Source organism: Streptomyces sp. NBC_00443 (assembly GCF_036014175.1).
Classification (GTDB): domain Bacteria; phylum Actinomycetota; class Actinomycetes; order Streptomycetales; family Streptomycetaceae; genus Streptomyces.
On record NZ_CP107917.1, the window covers coordinates 3,812,019 to 3,834,522 of the forward strand.

Annotated in this window: 16 protein-coding genes, 2 pseudogenes and 1 riboswitch; of the genes and pseudogenes, 3 read left to right on the forward strand and 15 right to left on the reverse strand. The window is 69.2% G+C overall.

Annotation, left to right across the window (positions count from 1 at the left end; translation table 11 throughout):
• Nucleotides 1–21 precede the first annotated feature (21 nt).
• Nucleotides 22–196, forward strand: a riboswitch (cyclic di-AMP (ydaO/yuaA leader).
• 5 nt (nt 197–201) lie between these two features.
• Nucleotides 202–966: a transglycosylase SLT domain-containing protein gene (locus OHO27_RS16920; protein WP_328424762.1), complete on the forward strand. Its 765-nt coding sequence runs from the start codon at nt 202–204 to the stop codon at nt 964–966.
• 36 nt (nt 967–1,002) lie between these two features.
• On the opposite strand, the gene OHO27_RS16925 is transcribed toward OHO27_RS16920, so the two are convergent.
• A complete protein-coding gene (locus OHO27_RS16925) occupies nt 1,003–1,833 on the reverse strand; it encodes an HAD family hydrolase (RefSeq protein ID WP_328424764.1) in 831 nt (276 codons plus the stop codon).
• Nucleotides 1,834–2,156: 323 nt separating this feature from the next.
• Between OHO27_RS16925 and fahA the strand changes: the two genes are divergently transcribed.
• Nucleotides 2,157–3,377 carry a fumarylacetoacetase gene (gene fahA, locus OHO27_RS16930; protein WP_328424766.1) on the forward strand — a complete coding sequence of 407 codons (1,221 nt, stop codon included), beginning with the start codon at nt 2,157–2,159 and terminating at the stop codon, nt 3,375–3,377.
• Nucleotides 3,378–3,584: 207 nt separating this feature from the next.
• Nucleotides 3,585–4,523, forward strand: coding sequence for a M56 family metallopeptidase (locus tag OHO27_RS16935; protein WP_328424768.1), 939 nt, complete (start codon nt 3,585–3,587; stop codon nt 4,521–4,523).
• Nucleotides 4,524–4,565: 42 nt separating this feature from the next.
• Here OHO27_RS16935 and recQ read toward each other — a convergent pair whose 3' ends face one another.
• The 14 genes and pseudogenes from recQ to OHO27_RS17005 all read right to left on the reverse strand — a co-directional run bounded on the left by recQ (nt 4,566) and on the right by OHO27_RS17005 (nt 22,503).
• Nucleotides 4,566–6,596, reverse strand: a complete 2,031-nt coding sequence (recQ, locus tag OHO27_RS16940) for a DNA helicase RecQ (protein ID WP_328430463.1) — start codon at nt 6,594–6,596, stop codon at nt 4,566–4,568.
• Nucleotides 6,597–6,872: 276 nt separating this feature from the next.
• Nucleotides 6,873–8,522, reverse strand: coding sequence for an NADH-quinone oxidoreductase subunit NuoN (gene nuoN, locus OHO27_RS16945; protein WP_328424770.1), 1,650 nt, complete (start codon nt 8,520–8,522; stop codon nt 6,873–6,875).
• Nucleotides 8,519–10,090, reverse strand: coding sequence for an NADH-quinone oxidoreductase subunit M (locus OHO27_RS16950; RefSeq protein ID WP_328424772.1), 1,572 nt, complete (start codon nt 10,088–10,090; stop codon nt 8,519–8,521). The genes nuoN and OHO27_RS16950 overlap by 4 nt, the downstream gene beginning before the upstream one ends.
• A gap of 5 nt (nt 10,091–10,095) precedes the next feature.
• On the reverse strand, nt 10,096–12,009 hold the full coding sequence (gene nuoL / locus OHO27_RS16955; protein ID WP_328424774.1) for an NADH-quinone oxidoreductase subunit L: 1,914 nt from the start codon (nt 12,007–12,009) through the stop codon (nt 10,096–10,098).
• Nucleotides 12,010–12,024: 15 nt separating this feature from the next.
• Nucleotides 12,025–12,324 (reverse strand): NADH-quinone oxidoreductase subunit NuoK, encoded by a 300-nt coding sequence (gene nuoK / locus OHO27_RS16960; protein ID WP_003998919.1) that lies wholly within the window; start codon nt 12,322–12,324, stop codon nt 12,025–12,027.
• A complete protein-coding gene (locus tag OHO27_RS16965) occupies nt 12,321–13,163 on the reverse strand; it encodes an NADH-quinone oxidoreductase subunit J (RefSeq protein WP_328424776.1) in 843 nt (280 codons plus the stop codon). The genes nuoK and OHO27_RS16965 overlap by 4 nt, the downstream gene beginning before the upstream one ends.
• Nucleotides 13,160–13,801 carry an NADH-quinone oxidoreductase subunit NuoI gene (gene nuoI / locus OHO27_RS16970; protein ID WP_328424778.1) on the reverse strand — a complete coding sequence of 214 codons (642 nt, stop codon included), beginning with the start codon at nt 13,799–13,801 and terminating at the stop codon, nt 13,160–13,162. Before nuoI ends, OHO27_RS16965 begins: the two co-directional genes overlap by 4 nt.
• On the reverse strand, nt 13,794–15,158 hold the full coding sequence (gene nuoH, locus OHO27_RS16975) for an NADH-quinone oxidoreductase subunit NuoH (protein ID WP_328424780.1): 1,365 nt from the start codon (nt 15,156–15,158) through the stop codon (nt 13,794–13,796). The genes nuoI and nuoH overlap by 8 nt, the downstream gene beginning before the upstream one ends.
• Nucleotides 15,155–17,659 carry an NADH-quinone oxidoreductase subunit G gene (locus tag OHO27_RS16980; protein WP_328424782.1) on the reverse strand — a complete coding sequence of 835 codons (2,505 nt, stop codon included), beginning with the start codon at nt 17,657–17,659 and terminating at the stop codon, nt 15,155–15,157. The genes nuoH and OHO27_RS16980 overlap by 4 nt, the downstream gene beginning before the upstream one ends.
• Nucleotides 17,656–19,005 carry an NADH-quinone oxidoreductase subunit NuoF gene (gene nuoF / locus OHO27_RS16985; RefSeq protein ID WP_443059552.1) on the reverse strand — a complete coding sequence of 450 codons (1,350 nt, stop codon included), beginning with the start codon at nt 19,003–19,005 and terminating at the stop codon, nt 17,656–17,658. The genes OHO27_RS16980 and nuoF overlap by 4 nt, the downstream gene beginning before the upstream one ends.
• Complete coding sequence (gene nuoE / locus OHO27_RS16990; RefSeq protein ID WP_328424786.1) at nt 19,005–19,877, reverse strand: NADH-quinone oxidoreductase subunit NuoE; 873 nt, start codon at nt 19,875–19,877, stop codon at nt 19,005–19,007. Before nuoE ends, nuoF begins: the two co-directional genes overlap by 1 nt.
• Nucleotides 19,874–21,195, reverse strand: a pseudogene (locus tag OHO27_RS16995) (NADH-quinone oxidoreductase subunit D). The gene nuoE and the pseudogene OHO27_RS16995 overlap by 4 nt, the downstream one beginning before the upstream one ends.
• Nucleotides 21,192–21,952, reverse strand: a pseudogene (locus OHO27_RS17000) (NADH-quinone oxidoreductase subunit C). The pseudogenes OHO27_RS16995 and OHO27_RS17000 overlap by 4 nt, the downstream one beginning before the upstream one ends.
• Nucleotides 21,949–22,503 carry a NuoB/complex I 20 kDa subunit family protein gene (locus OHO27_RS17005; RefSeq protein WP_328424788.1) on the reverse strand — a complete coding sequence of 185 codons (555 nt, stop codon included), beginning with the start codon at nt 22,501–22,503 and terminating at the stop codon, nt 21,949–21,951. Before OHO27_RS17005 ends, OHO27_RS17000 begins: the two are co-directional and overlap by 4 nt.
• Between the last annotated feature and the right edge of the window lies 1 nt (nt 22,504).

Consider the following 22,504-nt stretch of genomic DNA (forward strand, 5'->3'; position numbering starts at 1 on the left):
GCCGCCGCCCGAGCCACCCACCCACGCAACTCACTCACGCACGGCAGGAGCGGGGGACCCAGGTAAGTCGCCGGACCGGACGCCTTGATGGTGCACCGGACCGGCTCGGGGTGAAGTCGCACCGCCACACGGCGGCGCGGCCGGGCATCTCCCGCCCGAACCCGACAGCTCACCTCGTAGGCGCCGGAGAGGAACAGCGCCATGCCCCGAGGCAAGCACCGCCGCCCCCGCACCAACCCGCTCACCCGGCACGTCATCGCAGCCGGCACCGGTACCGCCGCCCTCGCCATCCCGCTCCTGAGCGCGACCACCGCGAGCGCCGCACAGCCGGCCCAGGCCCCCACCGTCGCGCAGGCCGCTCCCCAGGCCGCCGTGAAGGCCAAGACCGTCGCGTACACCACGAAGAAGGGCGACACGCTCTACGGCATCGCCGACCGGTACGACGCGCAGGGCGGCTGGAAGCAGCTCTACAAGGACAACCGCAAGGCCATCGGCGACGACCCCCGCCTGATCCACCCCGGCCTCGACCTGGAGGTCAGGGCGACGAAGAAGGCGAGCTCGCCGGGCAAGTCGGCCGACAAGGCGTCCGCGCCCGCCAAGAAGTCCAACGTCGCCAAGGCCACCCAGTCGTCCGCGAAGACGTACCCGAACAACCTCGACGGCTGGATCCGCAACGCGCTGGACATCATGGCGCAAAACGGAATTCCGGGTTCGTACGAGGGCATTCAGCGCAACATCATGCGCGAGTCGTCCGGCAACCCCCAGGCCATCAACAACTGGGACTCCAACGCCGTCGCGGGCACCCCGTCCAAGGGCCTCCTGCAGGTCATCGACCCGACCTTCGCGTCGTACCACGTGCCGGGGACGGTGTACGACCCCTTCGACCCGGTCGCGAACATCACGGCCGCGTGCAACTACGCGGCCGCGCGTTACGGCTCGATCGACAACGTGAACGGTCCCTACTAGGCCCGGGCGCGGGGGCCTGGCCGCCGACGACGTGCCCTACTGGGCGAAGTCGGCCAGGCTCCCCGCGAACAGCCTCTCGAGGACGACGGCGATGCCGTCGTCCTCGTTCGAGAGGGTGATCTCGTCGGCGACCGCCTTGAGTTCGGGATGCGCGTTGGCCATCGCCACCCCGCGGGCGGCCCAGTCGAACATGGGGATGTCGTTGGGCATGTCCCCGAAGGCGATCGTCTCGCGCGCGCCGAGACCGAGATGCTCGGCGGCGAGTGCGAGGCCGGTCGCCTTCGTGATGCCGCATGGCTGGAGTTCGACGGTCCCGGGCCCCGACATGGTGACCGTCGCGAGGGAGCCGACCACCGACCGCGCCGTCGCCGCCAACTCGTCGTCGGACAGGGTGGGATGGCGCAGCAGCACCTTGCTGATCGGCTCGCACCACAGGTCGTCGCGGTGCCGGACGCGTACGGCGGGCAGGGTGGGGTGCGGCATCAGGTACCCGGGCTCGATGAGCGTGAGCCCGTCCACGCCGTCCTGGTCGACGGCCGCGTACACCTGCCCCACCTCGGCCTCGATCTTGCCGAGCGCGGTCTCCGCCAACTCCCGGTCCAGGGTGATGGACCACAGCAGACAGTCCGCTCCGGCGTCGTACAACTGCGCGCCCTGTCCGCACACCGCGAGCCCCCGGCTGCCCAGGACGTCGAGGAGCGGGCGCACTCTGGGCGCCGGCCGCCCCGTCACGACGAGGTGCTGCGCACCGGCCGCCGCCGCCTGTGCGAGCGCGTCGAGGGAACGGTCGGAGAGCGTGTCGTCGCCTCGGAGCAGCGTCCCGTCCAGGTCAGTGGCGATGAGTGAATATGCGATGGGTCGGGCCATGATCAGAGAATACGGACAGGAGGCCCCATCGACTCGACTCGAACCGGACGGCTGCTGTGTTCACATGTGTTGACACCTGTTCCGGTTCCAGTTCTGATTCCGTGCAGGCAACTTCCTTTTGCTTGTGGCCATTTCACCCCCACGTGGTGCCGGCACGCTCCTGAACGGCACCGAATCGTGTCCTGTCGATGTGGCCGAGCGCGGCGACCTGCTGGTTCGCCGGCCCCGCGACGCGAGTTCCGTACTGCCCAAGACCCTCGCCTCACCCGTAACGTGTGGCCCGACCACATGGCACGGAGCGTATGAGAGTGAGGCAGCACCCCATGCCCCCCTTCGATCTCCCCGAGGGCGACCCCTTCGGCACGCACAACCTTCCGTACGGCGTCTTCTCCCTTCCCGGCTCGGACTCCGCGCGACGGGTCGGCGTCCGGCTCGGCGACCACGTCCTCGACGCGGGCAAGGCGGCCTACGCACTCGGCTCGCCGTACGCCCCGCTGCTCGCCCAGGACTCCCTGAACGCGCTGCTCGCCGCGGGCCACACCACGTGGTCGGACGTACGACGCGCCCTGACGGCATGGGTGACGGTGCCGGCGCACCAGGAGGCCCTCGCGGACCTCCTCCACCCGCTGTCCTCAGTCGCCCTCCACCTCCCCTTCGAGGTCGCGGACTACGTCGACTTCTACGCCTCCGAGAACCACGCCCGCAACGTCGGCCAGATCTTCCGCCCCGACGCCGAGGACTCCCTCACCCCCAACTGGAAGCACCTGCCGATCGGTTACCACGGCCGCTCCGGCACGGTGGTGGTCTCCGGCACGGACGTCGTACGACCGTCCGGCCAGCGCAAGGCTCCCACTGATCCGGAGCCGGTCTTCGGCCCGTCGGTCCGCCTCGACATCGAGGCCGAGGTCGGCTTCGTGGTCGGCACGCCCTCAAAGATGGGCAAGCCGGTGGCGCTGGGCGACTTCCGTGAGCACGTCTTCGGCCTGTGCCTGCTCAACGACTGGTCGGCACGCGACGTCCAGGCCTGGGAGTACGTCCCCCTCGGCCCGTTCCTCGGCAAGTCCTTCGCCACGTCGGTGTCGGCGTGGATCACCCCGCTGGACGCGCTGGAAGAGGCGCGAGTGGCACCGCCGGGGCGGACGCACCCTCTGCTGCCCTACCTGGACGACTCCGGCCCCGAAGCCGAGCCCGGCGGCTACGACCTGCGTATCTCCGTGGCCATCAACGGCCACGTCGTCTCCGAGCCCCCCTTCTCCACCATGTACTGGACGGCCGCCCAGCAGCTCGCCCACATGACTGTGAACGGCGCCTCCCTGCGCACCGGCGACCTGTACGGCTCGGGCACGGTGAGCGGCCCGACGGAACGCGAGCGCGGCTCACTGCTGGAGCTGACCTGGAACGGCCGGGACCCTCTCGAACTCCCGGACGGCAAGCGGGCGTTCCTGGAGGACGGCGACGTGGTGACCCTGTCCGCCTGGGCCCCGGGCCCCGGTGGGGTTCGGGTCGGACTGGGGGAGGTGACGGGACGGATCGTGGCGTCGTGAATCGTGGCGTCGTGAGGTGACGGGGCGGGACGCAGTGACGCCGGGCGGACCCGTGCCGGGCATTCGGCGAGTCTTTTCCCCTGACTCCTGCGATGGTCACCGTCATACTGACTGGCGGTGGGAGCCGAGCCGCAACCGGCGCTCGCAACCCACCGCCCCGTACTGCCGCCCCCGCACCTTCCCTGACCAGGATCCGGAGCCCTTGGCATGACCGTCTGCCTGCTCCTGTTGAGCGTCGTCGCCCTGACGGCCGCCGTACCCGTCCCCCAGGCGCTGACCCGGGCATCCTGGCCCGAACGGGAACCCGTGGTCGCGCTCTGGGTGTGGCAGTGCCTGGTCGCCACGGTCCTGTTGTGCTGCCTGACGGCCCTGGCCCTGGGCACCGCCGCCGTCTTCGGCACGGTACGCGCCCAGCTCTTCGCTCCGGCGCCGCCGTCGGTGACCGAGGCGTACGACCTCTCGACCGCGCCCGCCTGGGCGGTGGCCCTCACTCTGCTGCTGGCCGGCGGTGCCGCCTGGACGACCGCGATGCTGGCCCGCGAGCTCGTCGAGGCCCGTCGGCGGCGCGGCCGGGCCAGGGCCCACCTGCTCGAACGCGCCCCCGACCTGCCGGCTGGCCTGGGCGCGGCGCGGGGCCCGCTGCTGGTGCTGGAGGACGAGTACCCCGACGCCTGGTGGATGCCCGGCAGCCCGCCCCAGCTGATCGTCACCACGGGCGCCCTGCAGCGCCTGACCGACCACCAGCTCGACGCCGTCCTCACCCACGAGCGTGGCCACGCCCGGGCCCACCACGACTGGCTGCTGCACCTCTCGACCGCGCTTGCCACCGGATTCCCCCACATCCCGTTGTTCGCCCACTTCTGCGACCAGACCCACCGCCTGGTCGAACTGGCCGCCGACGACACGGCCTCCCGCCGCTGCGGTCACCTGACGACGGCGCTGGCCCTGATCGAGCTCAACCAGCACCGAGGCGTCCTGTCCTGCGCGTCCACCAACCGCCTCCTGGGCGAACGCGTCAACCGCCTCCTTCAGCCACCCCCACGTCTGGGCCGTCGCAACCGGGCCCTCACCACGACGCTGGCAGCGCTGGTACCGCTGCTCCCGCTACTGATCACGTTCGCTCCGGGGCTGACGGCGTTGAGCTGACCGTCGTCGCCGACGAGCGCTCGCCCTCGAGGGTGGCTCTTCCTAGGCCCAGTCCTCCGGCTCGGGCTCCGGCTCCATCTCGGGCCAGTCGTCCGCCCCGTCATGGGTCCCAGGGCCAGGGCTCGACTCGGCCGCCGCCCCCGCCGTCGCCCCCGCACCGGACTCGCCACGCACCGAGGTCAGCACCTCGAGCACGCCCTCCCCATACGTGGCCAGCTTCTTCTCGCCGACGCCGCCGACGCTCCCGAGCTCACGCACGGACGCGGGCCACACCGTCACGATCTCCCGCAACGTAGCGTCATGGAAGATCACATACGCCGGAACCCCCTGCTCCCGAGCCTGCTCGGCACGCCATGCCCGCAGCGCCTCGAAGGCCGGCACCAGCGCCTCCGGCAGCTCGACCACCGCGGCCTTCGCCTTGCGCTCTCCGCGCCCGGACCCGGCGGACCCCGACGCCGACCGCGAGGTCACCGGCTTCTTCGGCTCCTTGCGCAGCGGCACCTCCCGCTCCCGCCGCAGCACCGTCCCGCTCGCCTCGGTCAGCACGAGCGTGCCGTACTCGCCCTCCACCGCGAGCAGCCCCTGGGCCAGCAACTGCCGGACGACGCCCCGCCATTCGCCCTCGGCCAGCTCCTCGCCGATGCCGAAGACGGACAGCTGGTCGTGATCGAACTGGATCACCTTGCCGGTGCGCCGCCCCAGCAGGATGTCGACGATCTGCAGCGCCCCGAACTTCTGTCCCCGCTCACGCTGCAGCCGCACCACCGTCGACAGCACCTTCTGCGCCGCGATGGTGCCGTCCCAGGTCTCCGGCGGTGTCAGGCAGGTGTCGCAGTTGCCGCAGCCCGTCGCATCGGGATCCTGGCCGAAGTAGGCGAGCAACTGACCACGCCGGCACTGCGCGGTCTCGCACAGCGCGAGCATCGCGTCCAGGTGGGAGGCCGCCCGGCGCCGGAACGCCTCGTCGCCCTCGCCCGACTGGATCAGCTTGCGCTGCTGAATGACGTCGTTGAGGCCGTAGGCCATCCAGGCCGTGGAGGGGAGTCCGTCGCGGCCGGCGCGGCCTGTCTCCTGGTAGTAGCCCTCGACCGACTTGGGCAGGTCGAGGTGGGCGACGAACCGCACGTCCGGCTTGTCGATGCCCATCCCGAAGGCGATGGTCGCCACCACGACCAGCCCCTCCTCCCGCAGGAACCGGGACTGGTGCGCCGCCCGCGTGCCCGCGTCCAGACCGGCGTGGTACGGCACCGCCTCGATGCCGTTGCGGCTCAGGAACTCGGCCGTCGCCTCCACGGACTTCCGCGACAGGCAGTACACGATGCCGGCGTCGCCTGCGTGCTCCTCGCGCAGGAAGCTCAGCAGCTGCTTCTTCGGGTCCGCCTTCGGCACGATCCGGTACTGGATGTTGGGCCGGTCGAAGCTCGCCACGAAGTGCCGGGCACTCGGCATGTCCAGCCGCTGGGTGATCTCCTGGTGCGTCGCATGCGTGGCCGTCGCCGTGAGCGCGATGCGTGGGACGTCCGGCCAGCGCTCGCCCAGCAGTGACAGGGCCAGATAGTCCGGGCGGAAGTCATGCCCCCACTGGGACACACAGTGCGCCTCGTCGATCGCGAAGACGGCGATCTTGCCGCGCGACAGCAGGTCCAGCGTCGACTCGACCCGCAGCCGCTCCGGCGCCAGGTAGAGCAGGTCCAGCTCGCCCGCGAGGAACTCCGCCTCCACCACGCGCCGCTCGTCGAAGTCCTGCGTGGAGTTGATGAACCCGGCGCGCACGCCGAGCGCCCGCAGCGCGTCCACCTGGTCCTGCATCAGGGCGATGAGCGGCGAGACGACGATGCCGGTACCCGGTCTGACCAGGGACGGGATCTGGTAGCACAGCGACTTCCCGCCGCCGGTCGGCATGAGCACGACGGCATCCCCGCCGGCCACCACATGCTCGATGACGCCTTCCTGCTCGCCGCGGAAGGCCTCGTACCCGAAGACCCGCTGCAGCGCGGCCAGCACCTCGCCATCACCGGCCTGTGCCACCTCGCTCACCCTTGGCATCTCGCTGATCCCGCCCGTCGCACCCATCGCCATGTCCCCCGTACGTCGACCCTCGACCACTGCCTCCACGATAGGGGCCGCCACCGACAGCGCCGGAGTTATCCACAGGCTCACCGTTCACCCGTCCGTGAATGAGCGATAGCTCTGAGCCATCGGCAAGGGCGGGCTCCCCCTCGTGGGCCCCACCCCCCTCGTGGGCCCCACCCCATGGCGCGCTCCACCACGGTGCGCGCCCCACCACATCACAGTGGCCCGGCATCCCCCGAGGGAAGCCGGGCCACCGCCGTGCAGGCGTGCGCCAGGTCAGCGCACGAACACCCCCGCGTTGCCGGCCAGATCCAGGAAGTACTGCGGCGCCACACCCAGGACCAGCGTGACCGCCACGCCCACCCCGATCGCCGTCATCGTCAGCGGCGACGGAACGGCCACCGTCGGCCCCTCCGGGTTCGGCTCGCTGAAGAACATCAGGACGATCACGCGGATGTAGAAGAACGCCGCGATCGCGGACGAGATCACACCGACCACGACCAGCGGGCCCGCCCCGCCCTCGGCCGCCGCCTTGAACACGGCGAACTTCCCGGCGAAGCCAGAGGTCAGCGGGATACCGGCGAAGGCCAGCAGGAACACCGCGAACACGGCCGCGACCATGGGTGAACGACGGCCCAGACCGGCCCACTTGGACAGGTGCGTCGCCTCGCCGCCGGCGTCGCGCACCAGCGTCACCACCGCGAACGCCCCGATCGTCACGAACGAGTAGGCGGCCAGGTAGAAGAGGACGGACGACACCCCGTCCGGAGTGGTCGCGATGACACCCGCGAGGATGAAGCCCGCGTGCGCGATCGACGAGTACGCCAGCAGCCGCTTGATGTCGGTCTGCGTGATCGCGACGATCGCACCGCCCAGCATGGTGACGATCGCGACGCCCCACATGACCGGCCGCCAGTCCCAGCGCAGGCCGGGCAGCACGACGTAGAGGATGCGGAGCAGCGCGCCGAACGCCGCCACCTTCGTCGCCGCCGCCATGAAGCCGGTCACGGGCGTCGGTGCGCCCTGGTAGACGTCGGGCGTCCACATGTGGAACGGCACCGCGCCCACCTTGAACAGCAGGCCCATGACGATCATCGCGGCGCCGACGAGCAGCAGCGCGTCGTTGCCCATCGTGTCCGCGAGCGCCGGGGTGACGTCCGGGACCGTACCGTCGACGACCTGCGCGATCGTCGCGTACGACACGGAACCCGCGTACCCGTACAGCAGCGCGATGCCGAACAGTGTGAACGCGGACGCGAAGGCACCCAGCAGGAAGTACTTGACCGCGGCTTCCTGCGACATGAGCCGCTTGCGGCGGGCCAGCGCGCACATCAGGTACAGCGGGAGCGAGAAGACCTCCAGCGCGATGAACAGCGTCAGCAGGTCGTTGGCCGCCGGGAAGATCAGCATGCCCGCGACCGCGAACATCAGCAGCGGGAACACCTCGGTGGTGGTGAACCCGGCCTTCACCGCGGCCTTCTCGCTGTCGCTGCCCGGCACGGACGCCGCCTGTGCGGCGAAGGAGTCGACCCGGTTGCCGTGCGCCTCCGGGTCGAGTCGCCGCTCGGCGAAGGTGAACAGGCCGACCAGGCCCGCCAGCAGGATCGTGCCCTGCAGGAAGAGGGCCGGTCCGTCGACGGCGATCGCGCCCATCGCGGCGATGCCCGCCTTGGTGGTGGCGTATCCGCCGGCCGCGAGCGCCACGACCGCGGCGAAGGCGGTGACGAGCGCCACGACACAGACGAACACCTGCGCGTAGTAACGGGCCTTGCGCGGGACGACCGCCTCGATCAGTACCCCGACGATCGCCGCTCCGACGATGATCAAGGTAGGCGACAATTGTCCGTACTCGATCTTCGGTGGGTCGATCTTCGAGATCGGATCGGCCGCGGTTGTCCACAGGCTGTGGACAGCTGATGCGCTCACTTGGCGGCCTCCACCTCGGGCTGGGGGTCCTTCTTCTGTACGTCGGACATGGTCTGCTTGACCGCCGGGTTGACGATGTCCGTGAGGGGCTTCGGGTAGACGCCCAGGAAGATCAGCAGTGCGACCAGCGGAGCGACGACCACGAGTTCACGCACCCTGAGGTCGGGCATCGCGGAGACTTCCGCCTTCACCGGGCCCGTCATCGTCCGCTGGTAGAGGACGAGCGTGTAGAGCGCGGCGAGCACGATGCCGAAGGTGGCGATGATTCCGATCACCGGATAGCGCGTGAACGTGCCGACCAGGACGAGGAATTCACTGACGAAGGGCGCCAGGCCCGGTAGCGACAGGGTCGCCAGGCTGCCGATCAGGAAGGTGCCGGCGAGCACGGGGGCGACCTTCTGCACTCCGCCGTAGTCGGCGATGAGCCGCGAACCGCGCCGGGAGATCAGGAATCCGGCCACCAGCATCAACGCGGCCGTGGAAATGCCGTGGTTGACCATGTAGAGCGTCGCGCCGGACTGGCCCTGGCTGGTCATCGCGAAGATGCCCATGATGATGAAGCCGAAGTGGGAGATCGACGCGTACGCCACCAGCCGCTTGATGTCCCGCTGCCCGACCGCGAGCAGGGCGCCGTAGATGATGCTGATCAGCGCCAGTACGAGGATCGCGGGCGTCGCCCACTTGCTCGCCTCCGGGAACAGCTGGAGGCAGAAGCGGAGCATCGCGAAGGTGCCCACCTTGTCGACGACCGCGGTGATGAGGACGGCGACCGGTGCGGTGGCCTCCCCCATCGCGTTGGGCAGCCAGGTGTGCAGTGGCCACAGCGGCGCCTTCACCGCGAAGGCGAAGAAGAAGCCGAGGAACAGCCAGCGTTCGGTGTTCGTCGCCATGTCGAGCGTGCCGTTGGCGCGGGCCTCGGCGATCTCCTGGAGGCTGAAGTTCCCGGCGACCACGTACAGGCCGATCACCGCGGCCAGCATGATCAGACCGCCGACCAGGTTGTAGAGCAGGAACTTCACGGCGGCGTACGACCGTTGCGTGGACGCCACCTTCTCGCCGTGCTCGTGGGCACGGTCCCCGAAGCCACCGATGAGGAAGTACATCGGGATGAGCATGGCCTCGAAGAAGATGTAGAAGAGGAAGACGTCGGTGGCCTCGAAGGAGAGGATCACCATCGCCTCGACGGCCAGGATCAGGGCGAAGAAGCCCTGCGTCGGCCGCCAGCGCCTGCTGCCGGTCTCCAGCGGGTCGGCGTCGTGCCAGCCCGCGAGGATGATGAACGGCATCAGCAGCGCCGTCAGCGCGATCAGCACCACCGCGATGCCGTCCACGCCGAGTTCGTACCGGACCCCGAACTCCGCGATCCAGGCGTGGGATTCGGTGAGCTGGTAGCGGTCGCCGTCCGGGTCGAAGCGGACCAGGACGGTGATCGCGAGGGCGAGTGTGGCGAGCGAGAAGAGCAGCGCCAGCCACTTGGCGGCGGTGCGCCGGGCGGCCGGTACGGCGGCCGTGGCGATCGCCCCGATCGCCGGGAGCACCGCCGTAGCTGTCAGCAGAGGAAAGGACATCGGTATCAGACCGCCCTCATCAACAGGGTCGCGGCGATGAGGACCGCCGCACCGCCGAACATCGAGACCGCGTACGACCGTGCGAAGCCGTTCTGGAGCTTGCGCATCCGTCCGGACAGGCCGCCGACCGAGGCCGCCGTGCCGTTGACGACGCCGTCGACCAGGGTGTGGTCGACGTACACCAGGGAGCGCGTGAGGTGTTCGCCGCCGCGCACGAGGACGACGTGGTTGAAGTCGTCCTGGAGCAGGTCGCGCCGGGCGGCCCGGGTGAGCAGCGACCCGCGCGGGGCGACGACCGGGACCGGCCGGCGGCCGTACTGGCCGTAGGCGATGGCGACGCCGATGACCATGCACGCGACGGTCGCGCCGGTGACGACTCCCGCGCTGATCGGCGGGTGGCCATGTTCGAACCCGGTGATGGGCTCCAGCCAGTGCACAAAGCGTTCGCCGATGCTGAAGAACCCACCGGCGGCCACCGACCCGACGGCCAGCACGATCATCGGGATCGTCATGACCTTGGGCGACTCGTGCGGGTGCGGCTCGTTGCCCTTCTCGTCAGGCTGCCAGCGCTTCTCGCCGAAGAACGTCATCAGCATCACGCGCGTCATGTAGTACGCCGTGATGGCCGCGCCCAGCAGCGCGCAGCCGCCGAGGATCCAGCCCTCGGTGCCGCCCTTGGCGAACGCCGCCTCGATGATCTTGTCCTTGGAGAAGAAACCGGACAGGCCGGGGAAGCCGATGATCGCGAGATAGCCGAGGCCGAAGGTGACGAAGGTGACCGGCATGTACTTGCGCAGAGCGCCGTACTTGCGCATGTCCACCTCGTCGTTCATGCCGTGCATGACCGAACCGGCGCCGAGGAACAGCCCGGCCTTGAAGAAGCCGTGCGTCACCAGGTGCATGATCGCGAAGACGTAGCCGATGGGGCCGAGGCCCGCGGCGAGGACCATGTAGCCGATCTGCGACATGGTCGAGCCGGCCAGCGCCTTCTTGATGTCGTCCTTCGCACAACCGACGATCGCACCGAAGAGGAGCGTGACAGCGCCGACGATGGTGACGACCAACTGTGCGTCCGGCGCCGCGTTGAAGATCGCTCCGGAGCGGACGATCAGGTAGACGCCCGCAGTCACCATCGTCGCGGCGTGGATGAGGGCCGAGACCGGGGTCGGGCCCTCCATCGCGTCACCGAGCCAGGACTGCAGCGGCACCTGGGCGGACTTGCCGCACGCGGCGAGCAGCAGCATCAGGCCGATGGCCGTGAGCCTGCCCTCGCTCGTGTCGGCGGCGAGTCCGGCCTCCTCGCCGGTGCCGAGCACCGGTCCGAACGCGAAGGTGCCGAACCACAGGAACATCAGCATGATCGCGATCGACAGGCCCATGTCGCCGACGCGGTTGACCAGGAAGGCCTTCTTCGCGGCCGTGGCGGCGCTGGGCTTGTGCTGCCAGAAGCCGATCAGCAGGTAGGAGGCGAGACCGACGCCCTCCCAGCCGACGTACAGCAGCAGGTAGTTGTCGGCGAGGACGAGCAGCAGCATCGCCGCGAGGAACAGGTTCAGATAGCCGAAGAAGCGGCGGCGCCGCTCGTCGTGCTCCATGTACCCGACCGAGTACAGGTGGATCAGCGAGCCGACGCCGGTGATCAGCAGCACGAACGTGATCGACAGCTGATCGAGGCGGAAGGCGACGTCCGCCTGGAAGCCCTCGACCGGGATCCAGCTGTACAGGTGCTGGGTGAGGGTCCGGCTCTCGGCGTCCTTGCCCAGCAGATCGGCGAAGAGGATCACGCCGAAGACGAAGGAGACGAACGACAGGAGCGTGCCGATCCACTGTCCGACGGCGTCGAGACGCCGGCCGCCGCACAACAGGAGGGCCGCTCCGAGCAATGGCGCCGCGATCAGCAGCGCAATCAGGTTCTCCACGATTCTTCCGACCCCTTAGAGCTTCATCAGGCTGGCGTCGTCGACCGAGGCCGAGTGGCGGGAACGGAACAGCGACACGATGATCGCGAGCCCGACGACGACCTCCGCGGCGGCGACGACCATCGTGAAGAAGGCGATGATCTGGCCGTCGAGATTGCCGTGCATCCGTGAGAAGGCCACGAGCGTGAGGTTGCACGCGTTGAGCATGAGCTCGATGCACATGAAGACAACGATCGCGTTGCGTCTGATCAGCACGCCGGTGGCGCCGATCGTGAACAACAGGGCGGCGAGGTAGAGGTAGTTGACCGGGTTCACTTCGACGCCTCCTCGGGCCGCTTGAAGGTCGACGGCTCGATCGCGGTCCGCTCCAGCCGTTCCTCCGCGCGCTGTTCAAGGGCCCGCAGGTCGTTGAGCGCCTCGGTGGACACGTCACGGATCTGGCCGCGCTCGCGCAGCGTCTTGCTGACCGTGAGGTCGGACGGGGTGCCGTCGGGCAGGAGGCCCGCGATGTCGACCGCGTTGTGGCGGGCGTACACGCCGGGGGCCGGCAGCGGCGGGACGTGCTTGCCTTCGCGGACGCGCTCTTCGGACATCTCGCGCTGGGTCTTGGCACGTTCCGTGCGCTCTCGGTGCGTGAGCACCATGGCGCCGATGGCGGCCGTGATCAGCAGGGCGCCGGTGATCTCGAAGGCGAAGACGTACTTGGTGAAGATGAGGGTGGCGAGGCCCTCCACATTGCCGTTCGCGTTCGCCTGGGCGAGACCGTTGAACTCCGTGATCGAGGCGTTGCCGATACCGCCGATCAGCAGGATGCCGAAGCCCAGGCCGCAGAGAAGGGCCAGCCAGCGCTGGCCCTTGATGGTCTCCTTCAGGGAGTCCGCAGCCGTGACGCCGACAAGCATCACCACGAACAGGAACAGCATCATGATCGCGCCGGTGTAGACGACGATCTGCACGATGCCCAGGAAGTAGGCGCCGTTGGCGAGGTAGAAGACCGCCAGGATGATCATTGTCCCGGCGAGACAGAGCGCGCTGTGCACGGCCTTCTTCATGAAGACGGTGCACAGAGCGCCGATCACGGCGACGGTGCCGAGGACCCAGAACTGGAAGGCCTCTCCGGTGGAGGTGGAGTAGGCGGCGAGCTGCCCGGTCATCGGCCGATCACCTTCCCGGACGCCGGTTCGTCCTCACCGAAGGTCGAGTCCGCCTCCTGCGGGACCTCACCCTTGGAGAGCGCGACCTGCTGGGTCGTGCCCGGCGCGGCCTCCGTCACCAGACCCCGGTAGTAGTCCTGCTCGTCCGTGCCCGGGTAGATGGCATGGGGGCTGTCGACCATGCCGTCCTCAAGTCCGGCGAGCAGTTGCTCCTTGGTGTAGATGAGGTTGGCGCGGCTGGAGTCAGCAAGCTCGAACTCGTTGGTCATCGTGAGCGCGCGCGTGGGACACGCCTCGATGCACAGGCCGCACAGGATGCAGCGGGCGTAGTTGATCTGGTAGACGCGGCCGTACCGCTCGCCCGGCGAGTAGCGCTCCTCGTCGGTGTTGTCGGCGCCCTCCACATAGATGGCGTCGGCGGGGCAGGCCCAGGCGCACAGCTCGCAGCCGACGCACTTCTCCAGGCCGTCCGGATGGCGGTTGAGCTGGTGCCGTCCGTGGAAGCGGGGAGCGGTGGTCTTCTCCTGCTCCGGGTACTGCTCGGTCAGCCGCTTCTTGAACATGGCCTTGAAGGTCACACCGAAGCCGGCCACGGGGTTCTGGAAACCGGGCTTGGTCTCCTTGGGCTCCTCAGCCATCGGACGCCTCCTTTCCATCCAGAGATCCATCACTCTGAGTATCGGGCCCGCCACTGACAATCAGCTCCCGCTCGCGGCGCGGGCGGCGTCGAGGCACCGGCGGAAGTTCCTGTCCGGGCAGTGGCGGTACGGGGAATCCGCCCGCCATCGCGTCGAAGCCGGCGGGTTCCTCCACGGTTTGCTCGGCCGTCTTCGCCCGGTCGCGGAACATGTCCACGACGAAGGAGAGCAGGAGCAGCGCGAGTACGCCGCCGCCGACGTAGAGGGCGATGTCGGCGAAGTCGTAGTTCTCGTTCCGGAGGGTCCGCACGGTCGCGACGAGCATCAGCCAGACCACGGAGACCGGGATGAGGACCTTCCAGCCGAGCTTCATCAACTGGTCGTATCGGACGCGGGGCAGCGTGCCGCGCAGCCAGATGAAGAAGAACAGCAGCAACTGGACCTTGATCACGAACCAGAGCAGCGGCCACCAGCCGTGGTTCGCGCCCTCCCAGAAGGCACTGACCGGATACGGGGCCCGCCAGCCGCCCAGGAAGAGCGTCACGGACACCGCCGACACCGTCACCATGTTCACGTACTCGGCGAGCATGAACAGCGCGAACTTGATCGACGAGTACTCGGTGTTGAAGCCGCCGACCAGGTCGCCCTCGGACTCCGGCATGTCGAAGGGGGCGCGGTTGGTCTCGCCGACCATCGTCACGATGTAGATCAGGAAGGAGACCGGCAGCAGCACGATGTACCAGCGGTCCTGCTGCGCCTCGACGATCGCCGAGGTCGACATCGACCCGGAGTAGAGGAACACCGAGGCGAAGGCCGCGCCCATGGCGATCTCGTACGAGATCATCTGCGCGCAGGAACGCAGGCCACCGAGCAGCGGGTAGGTGGATCCGGAACTCCAACCCGCAAGGACGATGCCGTAGATGCCGACCGAGGCGACCGCGAGGATGTAGAGCATCGCGATCGGCAGGTCGGTGAGCTGCATCGTGGTGCGCTGGCCGAAGATCGAGATCTCGTTGCCGGCCGGGCCGAAGGGGATCACCGCGATCGCCATGAAGGCCGGGATGGCCGCCACGATCGGCGCGAGGACGTAGACGACCTTGTCCGCGCGTTTGACGATGACGTCTTCCTTCAGCATCAGCTTGATGCCGTCGGCGAGCGACTGGAGCATGCCCCAGGGGCCGTGCCGGTTGGGGCCGATGCGCAGCTGCATCCAGGCGACGACCTTGCGCTCCCAGACGATGGAGAACAGCACGGTCACCATCAGGAAGGCGAAGCAGAACACCGCCTTGATGACGACCAGCCACCAGGGGTCGCGGCCGAACATCGAGAGGTCTTCAGCGGCGAGGAAAGGACTCATGCCTCCACCTCCTCGGGGGCCTCGGACGCGAGGGTCGCCGGGCCGATGCGGACGAGTGAGCCGGGCAGCGCCCCGGTGTCGGAGGCGACGCCGGTGCCCACGGAGTTCAGCGGGAGCCACACGACCCGGTCGGGCATCTCCGTGATCTGCAGCGGCAGTTCGGCGATTCCGGCGGGGCCGGTCACGGCGAGGACGTCGCCTTCCTTCACGCCGGCCTCGGCGGCCGTGGCGGCCGACACACGCGCGCGGGCGGCGTGCCGGGTGCCGGCGAGCGCCTCGTCGCCCTGCTGGAGGAGCCCCTGGTCGAGCAGCAGCCGGTGCCCGGCGAGAACGGCCTCACCGGCGGCCGGCCGCGGCAACTGGGCGGCGATCGTCAGGGGCTCGGTGGCCCTCGGTCCGTCCCAGGCGCCGAGCCGGTCGATCTCCGCGCGCGTGGTGCGCAGATCCGGCAGGCCCAGGTGTACGTCCATGGAGTCGGCCAGCATCTGCAGCACGCGCGCGTCGGTCGGGGCCAGGCGGCGGGCCATATGGTCGGGCTTGAGCGCGGCCTCGAAGAAGCGCACCCGGCCCTCCCAGTTGAGGAAGGTGCCGGCCTTCTCGGCGACCGCCGCGACCGGCAGCACGACATCGGCGAGCTCGGTCACCTCGCCGGGCCGCAGCTCCAGCGACACCACGAAGCCGACCTCGCCGAGCGCCTCACGCGCGCGTGCCGGGTCGGGCAGGTCGGCGACCTCGACGCCCGCGACCAGCAGGGCCTGGAGTTCGCCGGTCGCGGCGGCCTCGACGATCTGGCCGGTGTCGCGGCCGTAGCGGTGCGGGAGTTCGGCGACTCCCCAGACGGCGGCGACCTCCTCACGCGCGCGCGGATCGGTCGCGGGACGTCCGCCCGGCAGCAGCGACGGCAGCGCGCCCACCTCCACGGCAGCGCGCTCCCCCGCCCGGCGCGGGATCCACACCAGCTGGGCGCCGGTCGCGGACGCGGCCCGTACGGCGGCGGTGAGCCCGCCCGCCACGCCGGCCAGCCGCTCGCCGACGACGATCACCGCGCCTTCGGTGCGCAGCGCCTCGGACGCCTTCGATCCGGCCTCGTCCAGGCCGACCCCGCCGGCGAGCGCGTCCAGCCACTCCGTCTCGGTGCCGGGGGCTGCGGGCAGCAGCGTGCCGCCGGCCTTCTCCAGTCCGCGCGTGGCGTGCGTGGCGAGCGAGAAGACCTTCTGGCCGTGCTTGCGCCAGGCCTTGCGCAGCCGCAGGAAGACGCCGGGCGCCTCCTCCTCGGCCTCGAACCCGGCCAGCAGGACGGCCGGTGCCTTCTCCACGGCGGTGTATGTGACGCCCGTGCCGTCGAGGTCGCGGCCGTGACCTGCGACCTGCGCGGCGAGGAAGTCGGTCTCCTCGCTGCTGTGCAGGCGCGCGCGGAAGTCGATGTCGTTGGTGTCGAGCGCCACGCGCGCGAACTTGCTGTACGCGTAGGCGTCCTCGACGGTGAGACGGCCGCCGGTCAGCACGCCGGTCCGGCCGCGTGAGGCGAGCAGGCCCTGGGCCGCGATCTGCAGCGCCTCCGGCCAGGAGGCCGGCTCGAGGTCACCCTCGGCATTGCGCACCAGAGGCGTCTGGAGCCGGTCACGCTGCTGCGCGTACCGGAACCCGAACCGCCCCTTGTCGCAGATCCACTCCTCGTTGACCTCGGGGTCGTTGGCGGCCAGCCGCCGCATGACCTTGCCGCGTCGGTGGTCCGTGCGCGTGGCGCAGCCGCCGGAGCAGTGCTCGCAGACGCTCGGCGAGGACACCAGGTCGAAGGGGCGGGAGCGGAATCGGTACGCCGCCGAGGTCAGCGCGCCGACCGGGCAGATCTGGATGGTGTTGCCAGAGAAGTACGACTCGAAGGGGTCGCCCTCACCGGTGCCGACCTGCTGGAGCGCGCCCCGCTCGATCAGCTCGATCATCGGGTCGCCCGCGACCTGGTTGGAGAACCGGGTGCAGCGGGCGCACAGCACGCACCGCTCGCGGTCGAGCAGCACCTGCGTGGAGATCGGCACGGGCTTCTCGTACGTCCGCTTCCTGCCCTCGAAGCGGGACTCGGCGTGCCCGTGCGACATGGCCTGGTTCTGCAGCGGACACTCGCCGCCCTTGTCGCAGACCGGGCAGTCCAGCGGGTGATTGATGAGCAGGAGCTCCATCACCCCCTTCTGGGCCTTCTCGGCGGCCTGCGAGGTCAGGTGCGTCTTCACGACCATGCCGTCCGTGCACGTGATCGTGCAGGACGCCATCGGCTTGCGCTGGCCCTCGACCTCGACGATGCACTGGCGGCAGGCGCCGGCCGGGTCGAGTAGGGGATGGTCGCAGAAGCGGGGGATCTCGATGCCGAGTTGCTCGGCGGCCCGGATGACCAGGGTGCCCTTCGGCACGCTGATGTCGACGCCGTCGATCGTCAGCGACACGAGATCTTCCGGCGGGACCGCTGCCTCTCCCCCTCCGGAGGGAGCGCTGGTGGTCACAGTCATGCGTTCACCTCCGTGCGGTGGTCGGCCCAGGCCGTCGACTTGGCCGGGTCGAAGGGGCAGCCGCGGCCCGTGATGTGCTGCTCGTACTCCTCACGGAAGTACTTCAGCGAGGAGAAGATCGGCGAGGCGGCACCGTCGCCGAGGGCGCAGAAGGACTTGCCGTTGATGTTGTCGGCGATGTCGTTCAGCTTGTCGAGGTCGGACATGACGCCCTTGCCGGCCTCGATGTCACGCAGCAACTGCACGAGCCAGTACGTGCCTTCGCGGCAGGGTGTGCACTTGCCGCAGGACTCGTGGGCGTAGAACTCGGTCCAGCGGGTGACGGCGCGCACGACGCAGGTCGTCTCGTCGAAGCACTGGAGAGCTTTCGTGCCGAGCATGGAACCTGCGGCGCCCACTCCTTCGTAGTCAAGAGGGACGTCGAGGTGCTCGTCGGTGAACATCGGCGTGGAGGAGCCGCCCGGGGTCCAGAACTTCAGGCGGTGCCCGGGCCGCATCCCGCCGCTCATCTCCAGCAGCTGGCGGAGTGTGATGCCGAGCGGGGCCTCGTACTGGCCGGGGCTCGCGACATGGCCGCTGAGCGAGTAGAGCGTGAAGCCCGGGGACTTCTCGCTGCCCATCGACCGGAACCAGTCCTTGCCCCGATTCACGATCGCGGGAACCGACGCGATCGACTCGACGTTGTTCACAACAGTCGGGCAGGCGTAGAGACCTGCCACCGCAGGGAAGGGGGGACGGAGCCGCGGTTGACCACGGCGGCCTTCGAGCGAGTCGAGCAGTGCGGTCTCCTCACCGCAGATGTACGCGCCCGCGCCCGCGTGCACGGTGAGTTCGAGATCGAGCCCGCTGCCGAGGATGTTCTCTCCGAGGTAGCCGGCCGCATAGGCCTCGCTCACGGCCGCGTGCAACCGCCGCAGCACAGGGACGACTTCACCGCGCAGATAGATGAAGGCATGCGACGACCTGATGGCATAACACGCGATGATCATGCCCTCGATGAGGCTATGCGGGTTCGCGAAGAGGAGCGGAATGTCCTTACAGGTTCCGGGCTCCGATTCGTCGGCGTTGACAACTAGATAGTGCGGTTTTCCATCACCCTGGGGAATGAACTGCCATTTCATTCCCGTCGGGAACCCCGCGCCGCCGCGCCCGCGCAGACCGGACTCCTTGACGTACGCGATCAGGTCGTCCGGCGACATGGCGAGCGCCTTGCGAAGACCCTCGTACCCTTCGTGCCTTCGGTAGACGTCCAGCGTCCAGGACCCGTCCTCGTCCCAGAAGGCCGACAGCACGGGTGCGAGCAGCTTCTCGGGGCTGTTTTCCTTCAGCTCGGGTGCCAACGTCATCACTCCCCCTCCTCGGCGACAGGCCCTGCCGGGTGGGCTGGGTCGGACGCGGACGAATCCTGCGGCGCGTCGTGCGAGCTGAGGTGTTCAGCCGGCGACGGTTCGTGCACTGGCCTGTCCTGCGGCCCCTCGTGCGGGCCGCCGTCCCGCGGATGGACCACGCGCGCGGGTGCGGCCTCTCCCCTGGCCAGGCGGAGGCCCACCAGCGACGCCGGTCCCGCGCTGCCGCTCTCCTCGACGGCCCCGGGCCGCTCGTCGGGGAAGCCGGCCAGGATCCGCGCGGTCTCCTTGAAGGTGCACAGCCGAGCCCCACGCGTCGGCTCGACGGACCGTCCCGCCCGGAGGTCGTCGACCAGGCGCTTGGCGCTTGCGGGGTTCTGGTTGTCGAAGAACTCCCAGTTGACCATCACGACCGGCGCGAAGTCGCAGGCCGCGTTGCACTCGATGTGCTCCAGGGTGACCTTGCCGTCGTCGGTGGTCTCGCCGTTGCCGACGCCCAGGTGCTCCTGGAGCTCCTCGAAGATCGCGTCACCGCCCATCACCGCACACAGGGTGTTGGTGCAGACGCCCACCTGGTAGTCACCGGAGGGCTTGCGGCGGTACATCGTGTAGAAGGTGGCGACCGCGGTGACCTCGGCCGTGGTCAGGCCGAGCACGTCCGCGCAGAACCGCATCCCGGTGCGCGTGACGTGGCCCTCCTCCGACTGCACGAGGTGCAGCAACGGCAGGAGGGCGGACCGGGAGTCCGGGTAGCGGGCGATGATCTCGCGCGCGTCGGCCTCCAGCCGGGCTCGAACGTCGTCCGGGTAGCCGGGCGCGGGCAGCTCGGGCATGCCCAGGCTGACGCCCCGCTCCGAAGAAGAGGTGGTCACCGGTCGACGCCTCCCATCACGGGGTCGATGGACGCGACGGCGACGATGACGTCGGCGACCTGGCCGCCCTCGCACATCGCCGCCATGGCCTGCAGGTTGGTGAAGGACGGGTCACGGAAGTGGACCCGGAAGGGGCGGGTGCCGCCGTCGGAGACGACATGCACCCCGAGCTCGCCCTTGGGCGACTCGACGGCCGCGTACGTCTGTCCCGGCGGGACGCGGAAGCCCTCGGTGACCAGCTTGAAGTGGTGGATCAGGGCCTCCATGGAGGTGCCCATGATCTTCTTGATGTGGTCGAGGGAGTTGCCGAGCCCGTCGGGTCCCAGGGCGAGCTGGGCGGGCCAGGCGATCTTCTTGTCGGCGACCATGACCGGGCCCGGCTGGAGCCGGTCCAGGCACTGCTCGACGATCCCGAGGGACTGGCGCATCTCTTCCAGGCGGATCAGGAAACGACCGTAGGAGTCGCAGGTGTCGGCGGTCGGGACCTCGAAGTCGTAGGTCTCGTAGTCGCAGTACGGCTGGGACTTGCGCAAGTCGTGCGGCAGGCCGGTGGAGCGCAGGATCGGGCCGGTGGCGCCGAGGGCCATGCAGCCGGCCAGGTCGAGATAGCCGACGTCCTGCATGCGGGCCTTGAAGATGGGATTCCCGGTGGCGAGCTTGTCGTACTCCGGGAGGTTCTTCTTCATCTTCTTCACGAACTCGCGGATGTGGTCCACCGCGCCGGGCGGCAGGTCCTGGGCGAGTCCGCCGGGGCGGATGTACGCGTGGTTCATCCGCAGGCCCGTGATGAGCTCGTAGATGTCGAGAATCATTTCACGATCACGGAATCCGTAGATCATGATCGTGGTGGCGCCGAGTTCCATGCCGCCGGTGGCGATACACACCAGGTGGGAGGAGAGCCGGTTCAGCTCCATCAGGAGCACCCGGATGATCTTGGCGCGCTCGGTGATCTGGTCCTCGATGCCGAGGAGCTTCTCGACGGCGAGACAGTAGGCGGTCTCGTTGAAGAAGGACGTCAGGTAGTCCATGCGCGTCACGAACGTGGTGCCCTGCGTCCAGGTCCGGTACTCGAGGTTCTTCTCGATGCCGGTGTGGAGATAGCCGATGCCGCAGCGGGCCTCGGTGACCGTCTCTCCGTCGATCTCCAGGATCAGGCGGAGCACCCCGTGGGTGGAGGGTGCTGCGGACCCATGTTGAGGACGATGCGCTCGTCGTCGGCGCGGGCCGCGGCCTGGACGACCTCGTCCCAGTCACCACCGGTGACCGTGTATACGGTGCCCTCGGTGGTCTCACGGGCAGATGCTGACTGCGTGCTCACGAGTACGACCTCCGCTGGTCCGGAGCCGGGATCTGGGCGCCCTTGTACTCGACGGGGATGCCGCCGAGGGGTAGTCCTTGCGCTGCGGATGGCCCTGCCAGTCGTCCGGCATCATGATCCGCGTCAGGGCGGGGTGACCGTCGAAGACGATTCCGAAGAAGTCGTACGTCTCGCGCTCGTGCCAGTCGTTCGTCGGATACACGGAGACGAGCGACGGGATGTGCGGGTCGCTGTCGGGGGCGCTGACTTCGAGGCGGATCAACCGGTTGTGGGTGATCGAGCGCAGGTGGTAGACGGCGTGCAGCTCGCGGCCCGTGTCACCGAGGTAGTGGACGCCGCTGACGCCGGTGCACAGTTCGAAGCGCAGCGCGGGGTCATCGCGCAGGGTGCGGGCGACGCGGACCAGGTGCTCACGTTCGATGTGGAAGGTGAGTTCGCCCCGGTCGACGATCGTCTTCTCGATGGCGTTGTCGGGGAGGAGTCCCTGCTCCTCCAAGGCGCCCTCGAGTTCGTCGGCGACCTCGTCGAACCAGCCTCCGTAGGGGCGGCTCGCCGGTCCCGGGAGCCGGACCGAGCGGACGAGACCGCCGTAGCCGGAGGTGTCGCCGCCGCTGTTGGCTCCGAACATGCCGCGCTGGACGCGGATCTCCTCGCCGCCCTGGCCACGCTGACCGGGGAGGTTGGAGGCGGAGAGGTCCTTCTCGGGGTTGACCCCGTTCGACCCGTTCGCGCCGTTGGTGCCGTTCGCGTCGCTCACCGCAGCAGCCCCTTCATCTCGATCGTGGGCAGGGCCTTGAGCGCCGCCTCCTCCGCCTCGCGGGCCGCCTCCTCGGCGTTCACGCCGAGCTTGGAGGTCTGGATCTTCTCGTGGAGCTTGAGAATGGCGTCCAAGAGCATCTCGGGCCGCGGTGGGCAGCCGGGGAGATAGATGTCGACCGGGACGATGTGGTCGACGCCCTGGACGATCGCGTAGTTGTTGAACATGCCGCCCGAGGAGGCGCAGACCCCCATGGAGATCACCCACTTGGGGTTCGGCATCTGGTCATAGACCTGCCTGAGCACCGGCGCCATCTTCTGGCTGACCCGGCCGGCGACGATCATCAGGTCGGCCTGGCGCGGCGAGCCGCGGAAGACCTCCATGCCGAAGCGCGCCAGGTCGTAACGGCCGGCGCCGGTGGTCATCATCTCGATGGCGCAGCAGGCGAGGCCGAAGGTGGCCGGGAAGACGGACGATTTACGCACCCAGCCCGCGGCCTGCTCGACGGTGGTCAGCAGGAATCCGCTCGGCAGCTTTTCTTCGAGTCCCATG

Coding starts and splice junctions, on each gene's coding strand:
- OHO27_RS16920 (WP_328424762.1), top strand. CDS start 202: ATGCCCCGAGGCAAGCACCGCCGCCCCCGCACCAACCCGCTCACCCGG.
- OHO27_RS16925 (WP_328424764.1), bottom strand. CDS start 1,833: ATGGCCCGACCCATCGCATATTCACTCATCGCCACTGACCTGGACGGG.
- fahA (WP_328424766.1), top strand. CDS start 2,157: ATGCCCCCCTTCGATCTCCCCGAGGGCGACCCCTTCGGCACGCACAAC.
- OHO27_RS16935 (WP_328424768.1), top strand. CDS start 3,585: ATGACCGTCTGCCTGCTCCTGTTGAGCGTCGTCGCCCTGACGGCCGCC.
- recQ (WP_328430463.1), bottom strand. CDS start 6,596: ATGGGTGCGACGGGCGGGATCAGCGAGATGCCAAGGGTGAGCGAGGTG.
- OHO27_RS16950 (WP_328424772.1), bottom strand. CDS start 10,090: ATGTCCTTTCCTCTGCTGACAGCTACGGCGGTGCTCCCGGCGATCGGG.
- OHO27_RS16965 (WP_328424776.1), bottom strand. CDS start 13,163: ATGACCGGGCAGCTCGCCGCCTACTCCACCTCCACCGGAGAGGCCTTC.
- nuoI (WP_328424778.1), bottom strand. CDS start 13,801: ATGGCTGAGGAGCCCAAGGAGACCAAGCCCGGTTTCCAGAACCCCGTG.
- nuoH (WP_328424780.1), bottom strand. CDS start 15,158: ATGAGTCCTTTCCTCGCCGCTGAAGACCTCTCGATGTTCGGCCGCGAC.
- OHO27_RS16980 (WP_328424782.1), bottom strand. CDS start 17,659: ATGACTGTGACCACCAGCGCTCCCTCCGGAGGGGGAGAGGCAGCGGTC.
- nuoF (WP_443059552.1), bottom strand. CDS start 19,005: ATGACGTTGGCACCCGAGCTGAAGGAAAACAGCCCCGAGAAGCTGCTC.
- OHO27_RS17005 (WP_328424788.1), bottom strand. CDS start 22,503: ATGGGACTCGAAGAAAAGCTGCCGAGCGGATTCCTGCTGACCACCGTC.